Here is a 15310-nt window from a genome sequence, read left to right as displayed (position 1 = left end):
CTCAGCCGGAGGCGCCACCGATGAAGACATACCAGACCGAGGTTCCGTCCGTGGCCACCGCCACCCCCATTTCGCGGATCTTGCGGTTCAGGATGTTGTCACGGTGTCCGGGCGAATTGCGCCACATCCTGGCGGCGGCCGTGACCGCCACGCCTTTGGTGCGGCCCACGTTTTCCACCGCGGTGGAGGCCCGGTAGCCCGCCTTGCGCAGGCGCGCGGAAAATCCTTTGTGCGACAGATCGTTGCGCGCGGCCATCCCGCAGGCATGGGCCGCCGCGGCCGCCTCCAGCGCCGGGGACAGCCGCAGCGGACCCAGACCCTCTGCACCCCTCTCCGCATTGATCCACGTGGCAATCTCCTGCTCCGTGGCGGCGGCATTGGCGGGCAGGTCACAGGCCACCGCCCCGGTCCCCCAGAGCAGCGCCGCCAACATCGCCGCGATTCCAGACTGCCGCATCCAACATCCTCCTGCCGGATTTCCGGGCAGTCTAACGCAGGCGGATCCACAGGACGAGAAGGCCCCCAGCACACATGGCGGAACACCGCCAAACCCATCGGAATTTCCGATGCATCGCATCCGCGTTTTGTATTTGCGAAATCTCCGCCTCCACCGCAGGCTTTTGCCCATGACCGGAAGACCGGCGACTGCCGCCGCCCGTGCGGCCCATCCACAGGGAGCTTGCAGAATGAAATCCATGAAGATCATGGCCACTTCGGCCCTTGCCGTCCTGACCGGCCTCACCCCCGCGCTGGCACAGATGACCGAGCTCGGCGCCGGAGAGGGGGCTTTGTCCATCGTCGCCTGGGCCGGCTATGTCGAGCGGGGCGAGACCGATCCCGCCTTCGACTGGGTGACCAAATTCGAGGCCTCGACCGGCTGCAAGGTCAGCGTGAAGACCGCCGCCACCTCGGACGAGATGGTGGCGCTGATGAACGAAGGCGGCTTCGATCTGGTCACCGCCTCGGGCGATGCCTCGCTGCGGCTGATCGCGGGCGGCCGGGTGCAGCCGGTCAATGTCGACCTGATCCCTTCGTGGTCCGCGGTGGACGACCGGCTGAAAGATGCCCCCTGGCATACTGTGGACGGCGTGCATTACGGTGTGCCCTATATGTGGGGGCCGAACGTCCTGATGTACAACACCGAAGTCTTCAAAGAGGCGCCCACCTCCTGGAACGTGGTCTTTGAAGAGATGACCCTGCCCGACGGCCAGTCGAACAAGGGCCGGGTGCAGGCTTATGACGGGCCGATCCACATTGCCGATGCCGCGCAATATCTGATGTTCCACAAGCCGGAACTTGGCATCACCTCGCCTTACGAATTGAACGAAGACCAGTACAAGGCCGCTTTGGACCTGTTGCGCGGTCAGCGCGCGCTGGTCAGCCGCTACTGGCACGATGCTTTCATCCAGATCGACGACTTCAAGAACGAAGGCGTGGTTGCCTCCGGCTCCTGGCCGTTCCAGGCCAATCTGCTGAAGGCTGACGGCCAGCCGATCGCCACGACGATCCCGCAGGAAGGCGCCACCGGCTGGGCCGATACGACCATGATGCATGTGAACGCCAAGAATCCGAACTGCGCCTATATGTGGTTCGAACATCAGCTGTCGTCCAACCTGCAGGCCGATCTTGCCGTCTGGTTCGGCGCCAACCCCTCGGTTCCGGCCGCCTGCACCGACGGGCGCGGCATGTCCACCGCGGAAAGCTGCCACGCCAATGGCATGGATGATTTCGAGAAGATCCGGTTCTGGACCACCCCGGTTTCCAATTGTGCGCAGGGCGAAGGCGCCTGCGTGCCGTACTACCGCTGGGTCTCGGACTATATCGGCGTGATCGGCGGACGGTAACGCCCCCCTCTCCCCTCCCCTGCGGGAGGGGAGCCTCCTCACCCCTGCCCTCCCCCTCCGGCCGGCCCGGTTCCGCGCCTTCCCTTGCAGGGGAAGCGTCGGATCCACAACCGCCGCACCATGGCGCATTGCATCCAATGACAGCTGCCGTTGAATTTCAGAACGTAGCCCGCCACTTCGGCCCGGTGAAAGCCGTGGACGGCGTGGATCTGGTGATCGAGGAAGGCAGCTTCTTCGCCATGCTCGGCCCCTCCGGCTCGGGCAAGACCACCTGCCTGCGGCTGATCTCGGGGTTTGAAAAGCCCACCGGCGGCGCGATCCGCATCTTTGGCGAGGATGTGTCGAACACCCCGCCGCATCTGCGCAACGTGAACACCGTCTTTCAGGATTATGCGCTGTTCCCGCATATGAACGTGCGCGACAATGTGGCCTACGGGCTGATGGTCAAGGGCATGGGCCGGGCACAGCGGCTGGCGCAGGCGGAAGAGATGCTGGCGCTGGTCAAGCTGGACGGCTACGGCGACCGCAAACCCGCGCAGCTCTCGGGCGGCCAGCGGCAGCGGGTGGCGCTGGCCCGCGCGCTGGTGAACAAGCCGCGCGTCCTTCTGCTGGACGAACCCTTGGGCGCGCTGGACCTGAAGCTGCGCGAGGCGATGCAGGACGAGTTGAAGGCCCTCCAGCACCGGCTGGGGCTGACCTTCGTCTTCGTCACCCACGACCAGCACGAAGCTTTGTCGATGGCCGACAGCCTTGCCGTCTTCGATCGCGGCCGCATCGCCCAGATCGGCACCCCGCAAGAGATTTACGACCGCCCCCGCACCCGCTTTGTCGCGGATTTCGTGGGCTCCTCCAATGTGTTGCCGCCCGCGCTGACGCAGGCGCTTGGCGGCCCCGCGCTCTGGTCCTCGCTCCGGCCGGAATCGGTGCGGCTGGCCGACCACGGCCCGATCACCGGCACCGTCACCGCGTTGCGCTATCTGGGCAGCGGCACCCGCGTCGTGCTGCGCACCGGAGAGACCGAGGTGGCGGCCCTTGTCCCCGCGGGCCAGCCGGTCCCGGCCGAGGGCGCCCCCGCCGCGCTGACCTTCGACCCCGGCGCCCTGCATGTGATGGAGGGAGAGGCATGATCCGTTCCGCCCCGCATCCCTTCCGGGCCGCAGGCAGGCCCGTCCCGCCTTCGGCCTGCCGAACCGGAGAAACCCGCGTGGTTTTCTTTCATCCGATGATCAAGCCGATTTCATCTGTTCAAAAATATCCTCGGGGGGTGAGGCGCCTTGCGCCGAGGGGGGCAGACAGCCCCCCTGCCCGGGCGCGTCACGCGGAACGCCGCAAATGAGTGCCGCCCTGTCCCCCGCCATCCTGCCCGCCCGCGGCACGGCAGACCGGCTGACCGGCCTGTTCTGGCGCTGGCCCGGGCTCTTGCTGGTGCTGCTGATCCTGCCGCCGCTCCTGTGGCTCGGAGTGATCTACCTCGGCTCGCTGGCGGCGCTGCTGATCCAGTCCTTCTATTCCATCGACGAATTCTCCGGCATGGTGAAAGAGGAATTCACCCTCAAGACCTATGCCGAGCTGTTCCGGGCGCAGAACCTCGACATCATCCTGCGCACCGTGCTGATGGCCGCGGCGGTGACGCTGGCCGCCGCCGTGGTGGCCTTTCCCATCGCCTATTACGCCGCCCGCTATGCCAAGGGCGGCTGGAAGGCGGCCTTCTATCTGGGGGTCATGCTGCCCTTGTGGTCCAGCTATCTGGTCAAGGTCTATGCGTGGAAGCTGATCCTTGCGAAGGAAGGCATCCTGAACTGGGCGGCCGAGGCGACGGGCACCTCCTTCGTGATCGACGGGCTTCTGGCCATCCCCGGCCTGTCGTCCTCATCCCTCTCCACCTCGCCCATCGGCACCTTCATGGTGTTTCTCTATGTCTGGCTGCCCTACATGATCCTGCCGATGCAGGCCGCGCTGGAGCGGGTGCCGCATGCAATGATCGAGGCCTCGGCAGATCTGGGCGCCACAAAGGCGCAGACCTTCCGCACCGTGATCCTGCCCTTGGCACTGCCGGGGATCATTGCCGGGTCGATCTTCACCTTCTCGCTGACGCTCGGGGATTACATCATCCCGCAGATCGTGGGGAATTCGGCCAATTTCATCGGCATGGCGGTCTATCAGCTTCAGGGCACCGCCGGGAACATCCCCTTGGCCGCGGCATTCGCCGTGGTGCCGATCCTGATCATGCTGGCCTATCTGGGTCTGGCAAAGCGCGCGGGGGCCTTCGATGCACTCTGATCGCGCGCCCCTTGGCCTTCGGATCGCGGCCATTGCAGGGCTGCTGTTCCTGCACCTGCCGATCCTCCTGATCTTCCTTTACGCCTTCACGACCGAGGAGAAGAGCTTTCAGTTCCCGCCCCCCGGCTACACAACCAAATGGTTCGGCGTGGCCTGGTCGGACCGGCCGGACATCTGGCCTCCCCTCTGGCTGTCGCTGAAGGTCGCGGCGATTTCCACCGCCATGGCCATCGTCCTTGGCACGCTCTGCGCCGCGGCAATGAGCCGGGCAAAATTCTTCGGGCGCGACCAGATCACCCTTCTGGTGCTGCTGCCCATCGCCCTGCCCGGCGTCATCACCGGCATGTCGCTGCGGTCGGCCTTCGGTGTGATGGATATTCCGTTTTCCACATGGACCATCGTTCTGGGCCACGCCACCTTCTGCATCGTCATCGTCTACAACAATGCCGTGGCCCGAATGCGCCGCCTGTCCGGCGGGATCATGGAGGCTTCTGCCGATCTGGGCGCCAACGGGTTCCAGACCTTCCGCTATGTCCTGCTGCCGAACCTCGGCTCGGCGCTTCTGGCGGGGGGCATGCTGGCCTTCGCTTTGTCCTTTGACGAGGTGATCGTGACCACCTTCACCGCCGGTCAGCAATCCACCCTGCCGATCTGGATGTATTCCGAACTGATCCGTCCCCGGCAGCGGCCTGTCACCAATGTCGTGGCCATCGTGGTCTTTGCCGCCACCTTCGTCCCGATCCTGATTGCCTATTACCTCACCCGCGGCGGGTCCGAGACCGCCGGCATGGGAAAATAAGGGAGAGACCCATGGACACGCTTTCCACCATCGACACCGGCCTGCTGATCGGCGGCACCGTCGAATCCGGGCAGGAAACGCCCGAGCAGATCCTGAACCCGCGGACCGGCGGCCTGATCCTTGAGGTGGCCGAGGCCTCGACCGATCAGGTGGACCGCGCCGTCACCGCCGCGCGCAAGGCCTTTGACACATGGTCGCGGACCACGCCGGTGGAACGGTCGAACGCGCTTTTGCGCATCGCCGACCGGATCGAGCGGGAGGCCGAGGGCTTTGCCGCGCTGGAGGCGCTGAACTGCGGCAAGCCGATCAATGCCGCGCTGAATGACGAAATCCCCGCGCTGGTGGATTGCTACCGCTTCTTCGCGGGCGCCGTGCGCACGATGCACGGGCAGGTGGCAGGCGAATATCTGGCCGGACACACCAGCATGATCCGCCGCGATCCGGTGGGCGTGGTGGCCAGTATCGCGCCGTGGAACTATCCCTTGATGATGATGGCGTGGAAACTGGGCCCGGCCATTGCAGGCGGCAATACCGTGGTCTTCAAACCCAGCGAACAGACCCCGCTGACCGCGCTGAAGATGGTGCGCATTCTGGCCGAGGAACTGCCCGAAGGCGTGGTCAGCATCGTCACCGGCCGCGGCCATACCGTGGGCAACCATCTGATCAACCATCCCGGCGTGGATATGATCAGCCTGACCGGCGATGTCGCCACCGGCAAGAAGATGCTGGATGCCGCGGCGAAGACGGTGAAGCGCACCCATCTGGAACTGGGCGGCAAGGCCCCGGTCATCGTCTTCGACGATGCCGATGTGGCCGCCGTGGTCGAGGGGCTGCGGGCGTTTTCCTTCTACAACGCCGGGCAGGACTGCACCGCCGCCTGCCGCGTCTATGCGGGCCGCAAGGTCTATGACCGGCTGGTCGCGGACCTGACGACCGCCGCCGCCTCGATCACCTTAGGGGCCGAGGATGACACCACCAATGAGATCGGGCCGCTCATCTCCATGCGGCAGCGCGACCGGGTGGCCAGCTTCGTGAACCGCGCGCGCGAGCTGAATCATATCGAGGTGACGACCGGCGGCGAGGCGATGGATCAGGGCTTCTACTACCGTCCGACCGTCGTGGCAGGCGCCCTGCAACAGGATGAGATCGTCCGGCGCGAAGTCTTTGGTCCCGTTGTCTCGATCACGCCCTTCAGCGATGTGGATGAGGCCGTGGGCTGGGCCAATGACAGCGACTACGGGCTGGCGTCTTCCGTCTGGACGCAGGACGTGGGCCGCGCCATGGCGACGGCGGCGCGGCTGCGCTACGGCTGCACCTGGATCAACACCCATTTCATGCTGGTGAACGAGATGCCGCATGGCGGGTTGAAGCAATCCGGCTACGGCAAGGACATGTCGTCCTACGCGCTGGAGGATTACACCGTGGTGCGCCATGTCATGGTGAAGCACGGCTGAGGCCTTATTCCGCCGCCCTCACCCCTGGGGCGGCGGGATCGCCCAGCAGATCCTCGACAAACCATGCGGCGAATTGTGCGCGGCCGGACACGCCGGCCTTCGTGTAGATCCGCGTCAGCTGTGCCCGCACCGTGCCCTGCGCCGCGCCGCGCAGGGCGGCGATTTCGGCCACATCCAGCCCTTTCAGCGCCAGAAGGCCCACATCCCGCTCGGCCGGGGTCAGGGACCAGTCGGAAAACTGCCGCTCGATCACCCGGCCCAGATCGCCCCGGGCGGTTTCCAGTGCCCGTTCCTGCGTGCGCAGCCGGTCCAGCATCTGGCGCAGCTGCCAGCCGCCGACGAAAATGCCCACCACCAGAACCACCGCCACCAGACTTTCCAGAATGGCATGCGGCGTTCCGGGATCCATGACCAGATCGGTCAGGGCGTCGCCTACGAAAAACACCGCGGCCACGGTCTGCACCAGCATGAAAGCCGCCAACGCGGCGGTGGCCCGCCGCGTGGCAGCCTGCCCCGCGCGCCGTGGTTTGCCTGCGGGCGGGTTCATTCCGGCCTGCCGCGCCCGGTGATCATCGGACGCACCAGATTGCGCCGCAGCGCCCGGCTTTCCACGGCGACACCGGCCACATGCACCAGTGCCAGAATCAGGATCAGATTGGCCGCCACCCCATGCACCTCTCCGGCAATTCTGCTCAGCCCTTCACCTTCATTCTCTGCCGCCGCGCCGTTCTGCACAAGGACAGACCAGTCGCCCGCCGCCACGGCAGCCTTTTCTTCGGCCAGGGTGATCGGGCTTTTGAACCCGGTCATCGTCAGTCCGGTGACCACCACCACCGCCAGAAGCCCCCAAAGCGCATAGACCATCAGCGCACCCGCAGGATTGTGCGACGGGTATTCGGGCGGCCTTTCCCGGCGGAACAGGCCGAAAAGATGGCCGATGGCCGCCTTAGGGTCCGGCAGAAAGGATGAAAAGCGGGCCTCGGCGGGGCCGATCAGCCCCCAGATCAGGCGCATCGCCAAAAGCGCCAGAACCGCCCAGCCAATCCAGATATGGGCGGTGCCGCCGGGTTTCAGGATCAGACCGTTGAAGATCACGGCCGCGGCGACGGACCAGTGGCTGATGCGGATCAGCGGGTCCCAGGGATCGGGGGGCGACACAGCGCCCCCCTCCTCCCGCTTGCGGGAAACGGCCATGATCAGTCTTTGTCCTTGATCTCGACCACCTTGCCCGAAGCCGGGTCGATGTAGACCTCCCACATCTTCTTTTCGGCATCGGTGCATTTCGCCTCGATCTTGCCGCCCTCGGCCTCGAACTCGTCGACCATGCAGCCCGCCTTTTCCAGCGCGGCCTTGGCGGTATCGGGGTTGGTGCCGACCATGTCGCCCACGGCAGGCAGGGCCATCGCAGCGAAAGGAGCGCTGGACAGGGCAAGGACAACAGCAAGCATCTTCTTCATGACAGGGCCTTTCAGGACCATTGCGCCGGGCGGGATGCCGCGGCGATGGCCCTGTCTGGCCCGGCCCACGACCGCTGGTCGATTGGCAAACGGCTGATGCGGCGGGGCATAAGCACCCGCTTACGGCGGAATATGGCCGTCTGGACAGAGAAAAACCTCCGGGCCGGTGGGACAATCCGGCCCGGAGGTTTACGGCGCTGACACCGGGGGGACGCGGGTCAGCCCGTGATGCGGCGGATCAATTCATCGCCGGCAAGCAGTCCGAACAGGGCCACATGAGCCGCGGCCAGCGCGAAAAGACCAACCCCCGCCCCGGATGTGCGGCCCCCCGCTTCCCGCGCGATCAGAAACGCACCGGTCGTCAGGGCCCCGGGGATATCCGCCAGCACAGGAATGGTGCGGTTTGCGGCGGAACGGGAGGCAATCATTCTTATCTCCAATAAAATCAGTATGTTGTCAGTGTCTTTCGATGAAATGACTATGCCCGGCACCGGGGCCGGGGTCCAATGACAAAGACCGTCATCCGGAAATGAAAAACCCCCGGGCGCGGGCCCGGGGGGTGATGTCATCGCAACGGCGCTGCGGATCAGCGGCGGTCGTCATCCTCGTCTTCGTCCTCGCCCCCGGCGGGAAGCGAGAAGAAGCTGTCCGCATCCGAGAAGTCGCGCGAGGGGACGTCTTCCTTGTCGTCCTCGTCACCAAAGACCTCCAGCCCGGTCAGCGCATCGGGGACGCGCGCCTCGGGCGCCATGCCCAGCGACTGTTCGGTCGACACCAGCTTGCGCCGTTCGTCATCGGTCATCACCACGCCTTCGGCGGCGCGCTTGCGCACGGCGGCCTGCACCGCGGCGTCCAGCTCAGACTGTTTGCACAGGCCAAGCGCGACCGGATCGATCGGCTGCATGTTGTTGATGTTCCAGTGCGTCCGTTCCCGAATCGCCTGGATCGTCGGCTTGGTGGTTCCGACCAGCTTGCCAATGGCGCCATCGGCCAGTTCCGGATGGAACTTGACCAGCCACAGAATCGCATTCGGGCGGTCCTGCCGCTTGGACAGCGGGGTATAGCGCGGGCCGCGGCGCTTTTCCTCGCCCACGGCATTGGGGTTCTTCTTCAGCTGCAGACGATAGAGCGGATCTTTCTCGCCCTTGTCGATCTCGCGCTGGTCCAGCTGGTTGTTGGACACCGGGTCAAAGCCCTTGACGCCGCCCCCCACATCCCCATCGGCAATGCCCTGCACTTCCAGCTCGTGCATGCCGCAGAAATCCGCGATCTGCTTGAAGGTCAGGGTCGTGTTGTCCACCAGCCAGACGGCGGTCGCGCGGGCCATGATCGGCTTGTTCATCGGATCGCTCCTCAATACATCTTTTCCCGGCCGGAAACCGGCTGCGGACCCTTGTCCGCCGTTCTCCGATGTCGGGGAATTGGGTCGTCCATAGTGCATTCGGCCGGGAAGGGAAAGTGAAATTGCTGCGATTGGTGCTGGTCCTGCTGCTGTCCCTGACCGCCCTGCCCCTGCGGGCCGAGGGTGAACGGGCAGGCGATTTCGACTATTATGTGATGTCGCTGTCCTGGTCTTCGGCCTGGTGCGCGCTGGAGGGTGACGCGCGCGACGATCCGCAATGCGACCGCGGCCGCGGGCTGACCTTCGTGCTGCACGGGCTTTGGCCGCAATATGAAACCGGCTGGCCGGACTATTGCCGCACGGTCGAGCGGGACCCGACCCGGGCCGAGACCGCCGCCATGGCCGATATCATGGGCGGCGCCGGGCTGGCCTTCTACCAGTGGAAGAAGCATGGCCGCTGTTCCGGCCTGTCCGCGCCGGATTATTACGCCACGGCGCGGGCCGCCTTCGACAGCATCCGTATCCCGCCGGTCTTTGCGAAGATGTCGAAAACCCTGAAGGTCCCGGCCGAGGTGATCGAGGGCGCATTTCTGGAATCCAACCCCGGGCTGAAGCGGGACCAGATCACCGTCACCTGCAAGGGCGGGCTGATCCAGGAGGTGCGGATCTGCCTGACCAAGGACCTGGACCCGCGCAAATGCGGTGCGGACACGATCCGCGATTGCCGGCTGAGCGATGCGGTGCTGGAGGCGGTGCGCTGAAACAGGCCCGCGCGGAGGGGGCGCTGCCCCCGCCTCCGGCCAGAGCCGGAGGCCCCCCGGGATATTTCGGCCAGTATGAAAGGCCGATCAGTCCTCGACCTTCATGACGATCTTGCCGATATGGCCCGGCTCCTCGATCCGCTCATGCGCCTTGGGGGCGTCGCGCAATGAAAACTCGCTGTCCATCACCACCCGCAGCGCGCCGCGGGCGATCATCGGCCAGACATACTGCTCCACCTCGGCGGCGATGCGGGCCTTGGCGATGTCCGACTGCGGGCGCAGCGTCGATCCGGTCAGGGTCAGGCGGCGCGTCATCATCTCGGCGAAGCTGAGTTCGGCCTTCGCGCCCTGAAGGAAGGCGATCTGCACCAGCCGCCCGTCATCGGCCAAAGCCTTGATGTTGCGCGGGATATAGGGTCCGCCCACCATGTCGAGGATCAGATCCGCCCCGCCCAGCTTGCGCATCTCCGCGGTGAAATCGGCATCGCGGTAATTGAACGCCTTTTCGGCCCCCAATTCCTCGCACACCCGGCATTTCTCCTCCGACCCCGCGGTGGCAAAGACCCGCGCGCCAAGCGCCCTCGCGATCTGGATGGCGGTCGTCCCGATGCCGGAGGTGCCGCCGTGGACCAGAAATTTCTCGCCCGCGCGCAGGCCGCCCCGCATCACCACATTCGACCAGACGGTGAAGCAGGTCTCGGGCAGGCAGGCGGCCTCTTTCATCGACACACCCTCGGGGATGGGCAGGGCATGCGTTGCAGCACAGACCGCATATTCGGCATAGCCGCCCCCCGGCAGCAGGGCGCAGACCTTGTCGCCGATCTGCCAGCGGGTGACGCCCGGCCCGGCCTCCACCACCGTGCCCGAACATTCCAGCCCCGGCAGGGGCGAGGCATCGGCCGGCGGCGCATAGGCACCTGCGCGTTGCAGCGCGTCGGGCCGGTTCACCCCGGCCCAAGCGATGCGGATCACGATCTGGCCATGGCCGGGCACCGGCACCGGCACCATCGCGGGTTGCAGCACATCAGGGCCGCCGGGGGCGACGATCTCCATCGCCAGCATCGAGGAGGACAGGGTCATGCGGATTCCTTGCAGTATCAGAGATCAGAACGGACGGGGGTCAGAACGGACGGGGCGCGCGGCGGCCGGGCAGGCCATCGCGAGGGCCGGGCGGACGGATACGGCCCAAAAGCGCCATCGGACCGGCCAGCAGCACCTTGCCCAAGGGGTTGGCGGCGGTATCGGCCTTCAGCTTTTCAAACCGCATGACGCCTTCGATCCGGCGGTCCAGAAAATCGCGGGTGGCCTGCTGGTCGGGGCTGTCATCGCCCAGCCAGAACAGCACCGTGGCGCCATAGACCGCCGAAAGCGTGGCGCGCTTGGTATACCAGTTCACATCATCGGCGCTGTCGCCCAAGGCGGTCCAGATCGCATCGGCGGTGGACCACAAGGCCCGCGCCCCGTCTGCCGCCAGATGCGGCAGCGCGAACAGCGTGGTGCCGCGACGCACCGCCTCGCGGTCGGCCAGCGACAGGCGGATCAGCACCGCCCGGGCGATCCGGTCGCGGAATCGCAGGGCCGACAGATCCTCGGCCGCCAGCGCGGCCACCATCGCCGCATCCCCCGCCGCATGATAGGCCAGCGCCAGATCGGTGCCGCCACGCGGGAACAGCGCCACGGCCAGTGCGGGCGTCACGCCCGAATCAGCCACCGCCGCGCGGAACGTCGCCGCGGTCCACCCGTCGAAGGCCACATGCGGCAGCGCCGCCGCCACCAGTTTCTGCCGTGCTTCCGCCTCTTGCATCCTTGCCTCCCCTGCTGCGGCGGTGGACAGGGCCGCCCGCCTTTGCTATAGGCCACCGGCCTGCACATCAGTGCAACTCTAGCTTAGGAAGGTGGTGACAACCACATGCAGGTCAGCGTCCGCGACAATAACGTCGAACAGGCCCTTCGGGCCCTGAAGAAGAAACTTCAGCGTGAAGGCGTGTTCCGCGAAATGAAGCTCAAGCAACATTTCGAGAAACCGTCGGTCAAGAAAGCGCGCGAACAGGCCGAGGCGATCCGCCGCGCCCGTAAACTCGCTCGCAAGAAGGCTCAGCGCGAAGGCGCACTCTAAGGCGTTAGCGAAAGCTGGGCGGGGCAACCCGCCGTCACGATCAACCCCCGTCCGTCAGGCCGGGGGTTTTTCTTTGCCAGGGTCACGCGGTGCGCTGCCGTCGCAAAAGGGGGCGCTGCCCCCGTCCCTTGCAGGGACTCCCCCGGGATATTTGTGCAAACTGGAATTGGCTTTCCGCTTTGTCGCCGTATCCTCGGGGGGGTAGTGGGTCAGACGCTCAGCGCCGTGGTCCGCACGACGGTTTTCAGCGAAAAGCTGGAATGCATCTGCCGCACCCCGGGCAGCCGCGACAAGGCGCGGCGGTGGATGCGGGCGAAGTCGTCGGTGTCGCGGGCCAGCACCTTCAGCAGGTAATCCGCCGATCCGGCCATCAGATGGCATTCGAGGATATCGGGGATGCGGGCCACCTCCCGCTCAAACGCGTCCAGCAGGTCTTCGGCCTGGCTTTGCAGGGTGATCTCGACAAAGACCGTGGTCGGCTTGCCCAGCAGGCGCGCATCCAGAAGCGCCACATAGCTGGCGATGATCCCCTCTTCCTCCAGCCGCTGCACCCGGCGATGGCAGGCCGAAGGTGAGAGGTTCACTCGCTCGGACAGGTCAGCATTGGTGATGCGCCCGTCTTTCTGCAGAACCGCCAGGATACGGAGATCCGTCGCATCAATCTGCGCTTCCATCGAAGGTTCTCCGGTCATTTCGCCAAAATATGACAGATACTCCCGTTCCAGGGCTAAAACGCCACAGAAATCTGCAAACATCGTCGCAGATTCTGCGGGAAACTTTCTCATCAGCCGCGGGGAGGCGGCGCAGAGGAGGACATAATGCAGATCGGTTGCCCGAAAGAGATCAAGCCGCAGGAATTCCGCGTGGGGATGACCCCGGATGCCGTGCGGGAGGCTGTGGCCCATGGCCATGCGGTGCTGGTGGAAACCGGCGCAGGGGTTGGGGCGGGGTTTACGGATGACGATTATCGCACCGCAGGCGCCGCGATTGCCGCCGACGCGGAGGAGGTCTTTGCCAAGGCCGAGATGATCGTGAAGGTGAAAGAGCCGCAGCCCGCCGAGCGCGCGCGCCTGCGCGAGGGGCAGCTGCTGTTCACCTATCTGCATCTGGCGCCGGACCCGGACCAGACCCGCGACCTCTTGGCCAGCGGCGCGACCTGTATTGCCTATGAGACGGTGACCGATGCCCGCGGCGGCCTGCCCCTGCTGGCCCCGATGTCAGAGGTGGCCGGGCGGCTGGCGCCGCAGGTGGGGGTCTGGGCGCTGCAGAAGGCCAACGGCGGGCGCGGCACCCTGCTGGGCGGCATTCCCGGCGTGCGCCCGGCGAATGTGGTGATCATCGGCGGCGGCGTGGTGGGCACGGCGGCAGCGCGGGTGGCGGCCGGCATGGGCGCGAATGTCACCGTGCTGGACCGATCGGTCCCGCGGCTGTCCTATCTGGACGATATCTTCATGGGTCGGCTGACCACGCAATATGCCAGCGGCGGCGCGGTGGCCGATCTGATCCGCACCGCGGATATGGTGATCGGCGCCGTGCTGGTGCCGGGGGCCGCCGCGCCACGGCTGGTCAGCCGCGCGCAGTTGGCCACCATGCAGCCCGGCGCGGTGCTGGTGGATGTGGCCATTGATCAGGGCGGTTGTTTCGAGACCAGCCGCGCCACCACCCATCAGGACCCGATCTATGAGGTGGACGGCATCCTGCATTATTGCGTGGCGAACATGCCGGGCGCGGTGGCCCGTACATCGACCCAGGGCTTGGGCAATGCGACCCTGCCCTTCCTGCTGGCCTTGGCCGACAAGGGCTGGCGCCGCGCCTGTGCCGAGGACCGGCATCTGATGGCGGGGCTGAATGTCCATGCGGGGCGGCTGACCTATGCCGCGGTCGGGGCGGCGCTGAACCTGCCCGTCATCGCGCCGGAAGAGGCGCTGAAGCTGTAAAGCAAACGGCCCGCAGGTCATCCTGCGGGCCGTTTCGTTCCGTCAGGCCTTGGTCTTCAGCTCGACCAGGATCTGTTGCAACAGTTCGACCTCGGTCGGGCCGGCGGGGGCGGCCGCGGCGGCAGCAGCCTCTTTCTTCACCGTCGCATCCTTCAGGCGGTTCACCGCCTTGACCAGCAGGAACACCACCCAGGCGATGATCAGGAAGTTGATCACCGCGGTGATGAACGAGCCATAGGCGAAGACCGGCGCCCCGGCATCCTTGGCCGCCTTCAACGAGGTGTATTCCGTGCCGCTGAGGTTGATGAACAGGTTCGAGAAGTCGATCCCGCCGGTGATCAGACCGATGACCGGGTTGATCAGGTCGGCCACCAGAGAGTTCACGATGGCGGTGAAAGCGGCGCCGATGATGATACCGACCGCAAGGTCGATCACATTGCCTTTGGCAATGAACGTCTTGAATTCGTTGAGCATGTCACTGTTCCCTATTTCCCCGGCAGTTTCGTCCGGTGGTTTCTGCCGCGCAGGCGCACAGGCGCGGGGCAAGTATTGCACAGAGGCCGGGGCTTACCCATGGGGAAAATTCGCGGCAAACTCCCGCTCCGGACGCGAAAGGAACCGCCATGACAACGCTTGCCGATTTCCCGATCACCCGCCGCTGGCCGCCTGTGAACCCGCAGGCCATTCAGCTGTATTCCCTGCCCACGCCGAACGGGATCAAGGTCTCGCTCATGCTGGAGGAAACCGGGCTGGCCTATGACCCGCATCTGGTCGATTTCGGCAAGAACGACCAGATGACGCCGGAATTCCTGAGCCTGAACCCCAACAACAAGATCCCCGCGATCATCGACCCGCAGGGCCCGGGCGGCCAGCCGCTGGCTTTGTTCGAAAGCGGGGCGATCCTGATCTATCTGGCCGAGAAGACCGGAAAGTTCCTGCCCGCAGCGAACCGCTACGAGGTTCTGCAATGGCTGATGTTCCAGATGGGCGGTCTGGGGCCGATGTTCGGCCAGCTGGGCTTTTTCACCGCCTTTGCCGGGAAAGAGATCGAAGACCCGCGCCCGAAGGAACGCTACCGCGCCGAGGCGGAGCGCATCCTGAAGGTGCTGGACAGGGCTTTGGAGGGGCGGGAGTGGATCGCGGGCGACTATTCCATCGCCGATATGGCCATCGGCCCGTGGCTGAACACACTGACCGGTTTCTACAAGGCCGGAGAGATCACCGGCTTTGACGAGCTGAAGAACGCCCCCGCCTATCAGGAGCGGTTCAACGCCCGCCCGGCGGTGCAGCGGGCCAAGAACATTCCCGCCCGCGGCTGAG

Annotated in this window: 19 protein-coding genes; 9 read left to right on the top strand and 10 right to left on the bottom strand. The window is 65.7% G+C overall.

Annotation, left to right across the window (positions count from 1 at the left end):
• Window position 1 precedes the first annotated feature (1 nt).
• Window positions 2-457, bottom strand: a complete 456-nt coding sequence (locus ACO2Q5_RS15730) for a CAP domain-containing protein (protein ID WP_423292730.1) — start codon at window positions 455-457, stop codon at window positions 2-4.
• 229 nt (window positions 458-686) lie between these two features.
• Between ACO2Q5_RS15730 and ACO2Q5_RS15725 the strand changes: the two genes are divergently transcribed.
• The 5 genes from ACO2Q5_RS15725 (at window position 687) to ACO2Q5_RS15705 (ending at window position 6377) form a co-directional block, all read left to right on the top strand.
• Complete coding sequence (locus ACO2Q5_RS15725; protein WP_423292728.1) at window positions 687-1844, top strand: ABC transporter substrate-binding protein; 1158 nt, start codon at window positions 687-689, stop codon at window positions 1842-1844.
• 137 nt (window positions 1845-1981) lie between these two features.
• Window positions 1982-2971: an ABC transporter ATP-binding protein gene (locus tag ACO2Q5_RS15720; RefSeq protein WP_423292726.1), complete on the top strand. Its 990-nt coding sequence runs from the start codon at window positions 1982-1984 to the stop codon at window positions 2969-2971.
• Between the two features lie 205 nt (window positions 2972-3176).
• Window positions 3177-4124: an ABC transporter permease gene (locus tag ACO2Q5_RS15715; RefSeq protein ID WP_423292724.1), complete on the top strand. Its 948-nt coding sequence runs from the start codon at window positions 3177-3179 to the stop codon at window positions 4122-4124.
• Entirely contained in the window at window positions 4114-4923 is an 810-nt protein-coding gene (locus ACO2Q5_RS15710) for an ABC transporter permease (RefSeq protein WP_423292722.1), read from the top strand. Before ACO2Q5_RS15715 ends, ACO2Q5_RS15710 begins: the two co-directional genes overlap by 11 nt.
• Before the next feature lie 29 nt (window positions 4924-4952).
• The gene (locus ACO2Q5_RS15705; protein WP_423292879.1) at window positions 4953-6377 is read left to right on the top strand and encodes a gamma-aminobutyraldehyde dehydrogenase; all 1425 of its coding nucleotides are present in this window, start codon (window positions 4953-4955) and stop codon (window positions 6375-6377) included.
• A 4-nt stretch (window positions 6378-6381) separates the two neighbouring features.
• Here ACO2Q5_RS15705 and ACO2Q5_RS15700 read toward each other — a convergent pair whose 3' ends face one another.
• The 5 genes from ACO2Q5_RS15700 to ACO2Q5_RS15680 form a co-directional block, all read right to left on the bottom strand.
• The gene (locus tag ACO2Q5_RS15700; RefSeq protein ID WP_423292720.1) at window positions 6382-6924 is read right to left on the bottom strand and encodes a helix-turn-helix transcriptional regulator; all 543 of its coding nucleotides are present in this window, start codon (window positions 6922-6924) and stop codon (window positions 6382-6384) included.
• On the bottom strand, window positions 6921-7571 hold the full coding sequence (locus ACO2Q5_RS15695) for a cytochrome b/b6 domain-containing protein (RefSeq protein ID WP_423292718.1): 651 nt from the start codon (window positions 7569-7571) through the stop codon (window positions 6921-6923). Before ACO2Q5_RS15695 ends, ACO2Q5_RS15700 begins: the two co-directional genes overlap by 4 nt.
• A gap of 2 nt (window positions 7572-7573) precedes the next feature.
• Entirely contained in the window at window positions 7574-7834 is a 261-nt protein-coding gene (locus ACO2Q5_RS15690) for a PepSY domain-containing protein (RefSeq protein WP_423292716.1), read from the bottom strand.
• 218 nt (window positions 7835-8052) lie between these two features.
• Window positions 8053-8262: a hypothetical protein gene (locus tag ACO2Q5_RS15685; protein WP_423292714.1), complete on the bottom strand. Its 210-nt coding sequence runs from the start codon at window positions 8260-8262 to the stop codon at window positions 8053-8055.
• A gap of 158 nt (window positions 8263-8420) precedes the next feature.
• Window positions 8421-9176 (bottom strand): DUF1013 domain-containing protein, encoded by a 756-nt coding sequence (locus ACO2Q5_RS15680; RefSeq protein WP_423292712.1) that lies wholly within the window; start codon window positions 9174-9176, stop codon window positions 8421-8423.
• Between the two features lie 122 nt (window positions 9177-9298).
• Between ACO2Q5_RS15680 and ACO2Q5_RS15675 the strand changes: the two genes are divergently transcribed.
• Window positions 9299-9937, top strand: coding sequence for a ribonuclease T2 family protein (locus ACO2Q5_RS15675; RefSeq protein ID WP_423292877.1), 639 nt, complete (start codon window positions 9299-9301; stop codon window positions 9935-9937).
• A gap of 87 nt (window positions 9938-10024) precedes the next feature.
• Here ACO2Q5_RS15675 and ACO2Q5_RS15670 read toward each other — a convergent pair whose 3' ends face one another.
• Window positions 10025-11017 (bottom strand): NAD(P)H-quinone oxidoreductase, encoded by a 993-nt coding sequence (locus ACO2Q5_RS15670; RefSeq protein WP_423292710.1) that lies wholly within the window; start codon window positions 11015-11017, stop codon window positions 10025-10027.
• Between the two features lie 40 nt (window positions 11018-11057).
• Window positions 11058-11741 carry a COQ9 family protein gene (locus tag ACO2Q5_RS15665; RefSeq protein WP_423292708.1) on the bottom strand — a complete coding sequence of 228 codons (684 nt, stop codon included), beginning with the start codon at window positions 11739-11741 and terminating at the stop codon, window positions 11058-11060.
• A 105-nt stretch (window positions 11742-11846) separates the two neighbouring features.
• Here ACO2Q5_RS15665 and rpsU point away from each other — a divergent pair, with 105 nt between their 5' ends.
• A complete protein-coding gene (rpsU, locus tag ACO2Q5_RS15660) occupies window positions 11847-12053 on the top strand; it encodes a 30S ribosomal protein S21 (RefSeq protein WP_082400860.1) in 207 nt (68 codons plus the stop codon).
• Between the two features lie 209 nt (window positions 12054-12262).
• On the opposite strand, the gene ACO2Q5_RS15655 is transcribed toward rpsU, so the two are convergent.
• Entirely contained in the window at window positions 12263-12727 is a 465-nt protein-coding gene (locus ACO2Q5_RS15655) for an Lrp/AsnC family transcriptional regulator (protein ID WP_423292705.1), read from the bottom strand.
• 144 nt (window positions 12728-12871) lie between these two features.
• Here ACO2Q5_RS15655 and ald point away from each other — a divergent pair, with 144 nt between their 5' ends.
• The gene (gene ald / locus ACO2Q5_RS15650; RefSeq protein ID WP_423292703.1) at window positions 12872-13990 is read left to right on the top strand and encodes an alanine dehydrogenase; all 1119 of its coding nucleotides are present in this window, start codon (window positions 12872-12874) and stop codon (window positions 13988-13990) included.
• A 42-nt stretch (window positions 13991-14032) separates the two neighbouring features.
• On the opposite strand, the gene mscL is transcribed toward ald, so the two are convergent.
• A complete protein-coding gene (mscL, locus tag ACO2Q5_RS15645; RefSeq protein ID WP_423292701.1) occupies window positions 14033-14464 on the bottom strand; it encodes a large conductance mechanosensitive channel protein MscL in 432 nt (143 codons plus the stop codon).
• Window positions 14465-14613: 149 nt separating this feature from the next.
• On the opposite strand from mscL, the gene ACO2Q5_RS15640 reads away from it, so the two are divergent.
• On the top strand, window positions 14614-15309 hold the full coding sequence (locus ACO2Q5_RS15640; protein ID WP_423292699.1) for a glutathione S-transferase N-terminal domain-containing protein: 696 nt from the start codon (window positions 14614-14616) through the stop codon (window positions 15307-15309).
• Window position 15310 lies beyond the last annotated feature (1 nt).

Source organism: Neotabrizicola sp. VNH66 (assembly GCF_049445895.1).
Classification (GTDB): domain Bacteria; phylum Pseudomonadota; class Alphaproteobacteria; order Rhodobacterales; family Rhodobacteraceae; genus Pseudogemmobacter.
Note: the sequence above shows the minus strand (reverse complement) of the source record. Positions and strands in the feature narration are given on the sequence as shown.

What these genes read in the sequence shown, in the direction of transcription:
- ACO2Q5_RS15730 (WP_423292730.1), bottom strand. Translation starts at nt 457, where the DNA reads ATGCGGCAGTCTGGAATCGCGGCGATGTTGGCGGCGCTGCTCTGGGGG.
- ACO2Q5_RS15695 (WP_423292718.1), bottom strand. Translation starts at nt 7,571, where the DNA reads ATGGCCGTTTCCCGCAAGCGGGAGGAGGGGGGCGCTGTGTCGCCCCCC.
- ACO2Q5_RS15720 (WP_423292726.1), top strand. Translation starts at nt 1,982, where the DNA reads ATGACAGCTGCCGTTGAATTTCAGAACGTAGCCCGCCACTTCGGCCCG.
- ACO2Q5_RS15715 (WP_423292724.1), top strand. Translation starts at nt 3,177, where the DNA reads ATGAGTGCCGCCCTGTCCCCCGCCATCCTGCCCGCCCGCGGCACGGCA.
- ACO2Q5_RS15710 (WP_423292722.1), top strand. Translation starts at nt 4,114, where the DNA reads ATGCACTCTGATCGCGCGCCCCTTGGCCTTCGGATCGCGGCCATTGCA.
- ACO2Q5_RS15655 (WP_423292705.1), bottom strand. Translation starts at nt 12,727, where the DNA reads ATGGAAGCGCAGATTGATGCGACGGATCTCCGTATCCTGGCGGTTCTG.
- ACO2Q5_RS15690 (WP_423292716.1), bottom strand. Translation starts at nt 7,834, where the DNA reads ATGAAGAAGATGCTTGCTGTTGTCCTTGCCCTGTCCAGCGCTCCTTTC.
- mscL (WP_423292701.1), bottom strand. Translation starts at nt 14,464, where the DNA reads ATGCTCAACGAATTCAAGACGTTCATTGCCAAAGGCAATGTGATCGAC.
- ACO2Q5_RS15665 (WP_423292708.1), bottom strand. Translation starts at nt 11,741, where the DNA reads ATGCAAGAGGCGGAAGCACGGCAGAAACTGGTGGCGGCGGCGCTGCCG.
- ald (WP_423292703.1), top strand. Translation starts at nt 12,872, where the DNA reads ATGCAGATCGGTTGCCCGAAAGAGATCAAGCCGCAGGAATTCCGCGTG.
- ACO2Q5_RS15725 (WP_423292728.1), top strand. Translation starts at nt 687, where the DNA reads ATGAAATCCATGAAGATCATGGCCACTTCGGCCCTTGCCGTCCTGACC.
- ACO2Q5_RS15670 (WP_423292710.1), bottom strand. Translation starts at nt 11,017, where the DNA reads ATGACCCTGTCCTCCTCGATGCTGGCGATGGAGATCGTCGCCCCCGGC.
- ACO2Q5_RS15685 (WP_423292714.1), bottom strand. Translation starts at nt 8,262, where the DNA reads ATGATTGCCTCCCGTTCCGCCGCAAACCGCACCATTCCTGTGCTGGCG.
- ACO2Q5_RS15700 (WP_423292720.1), bottom strand. Translation starts at nt 6,924, where the DNA reads ATGAACCCGCCCGCAGGCAAACCACGGCGCGCGGGGCAGGCTGCCACG.
- ACO2Q5_RS15680 (WP_423292712.1), bottom strand. Translation starts at nt 9,176, where the DNA reads ATGAACAAGCCGATCATGGCCCGCGCGACCGCCGTCTGGCTGGTGGAC.
- rpsU (WP_082400860.1), top strand. Translation starts at nt 11,847, where the DNA reads ATGCAGGTCAGCGTCCGCGACAATAACGTCGAACAGGCCCTTCGGGCC.
- ACO2Q5_RS15640 (WP_423292699.1), top strand. Translation starts at nt 14,614, where the DNA reads ATGACAACGCTTGCCGATTTCCCGATCACCCGCCGCTGGCCGCCTGTG.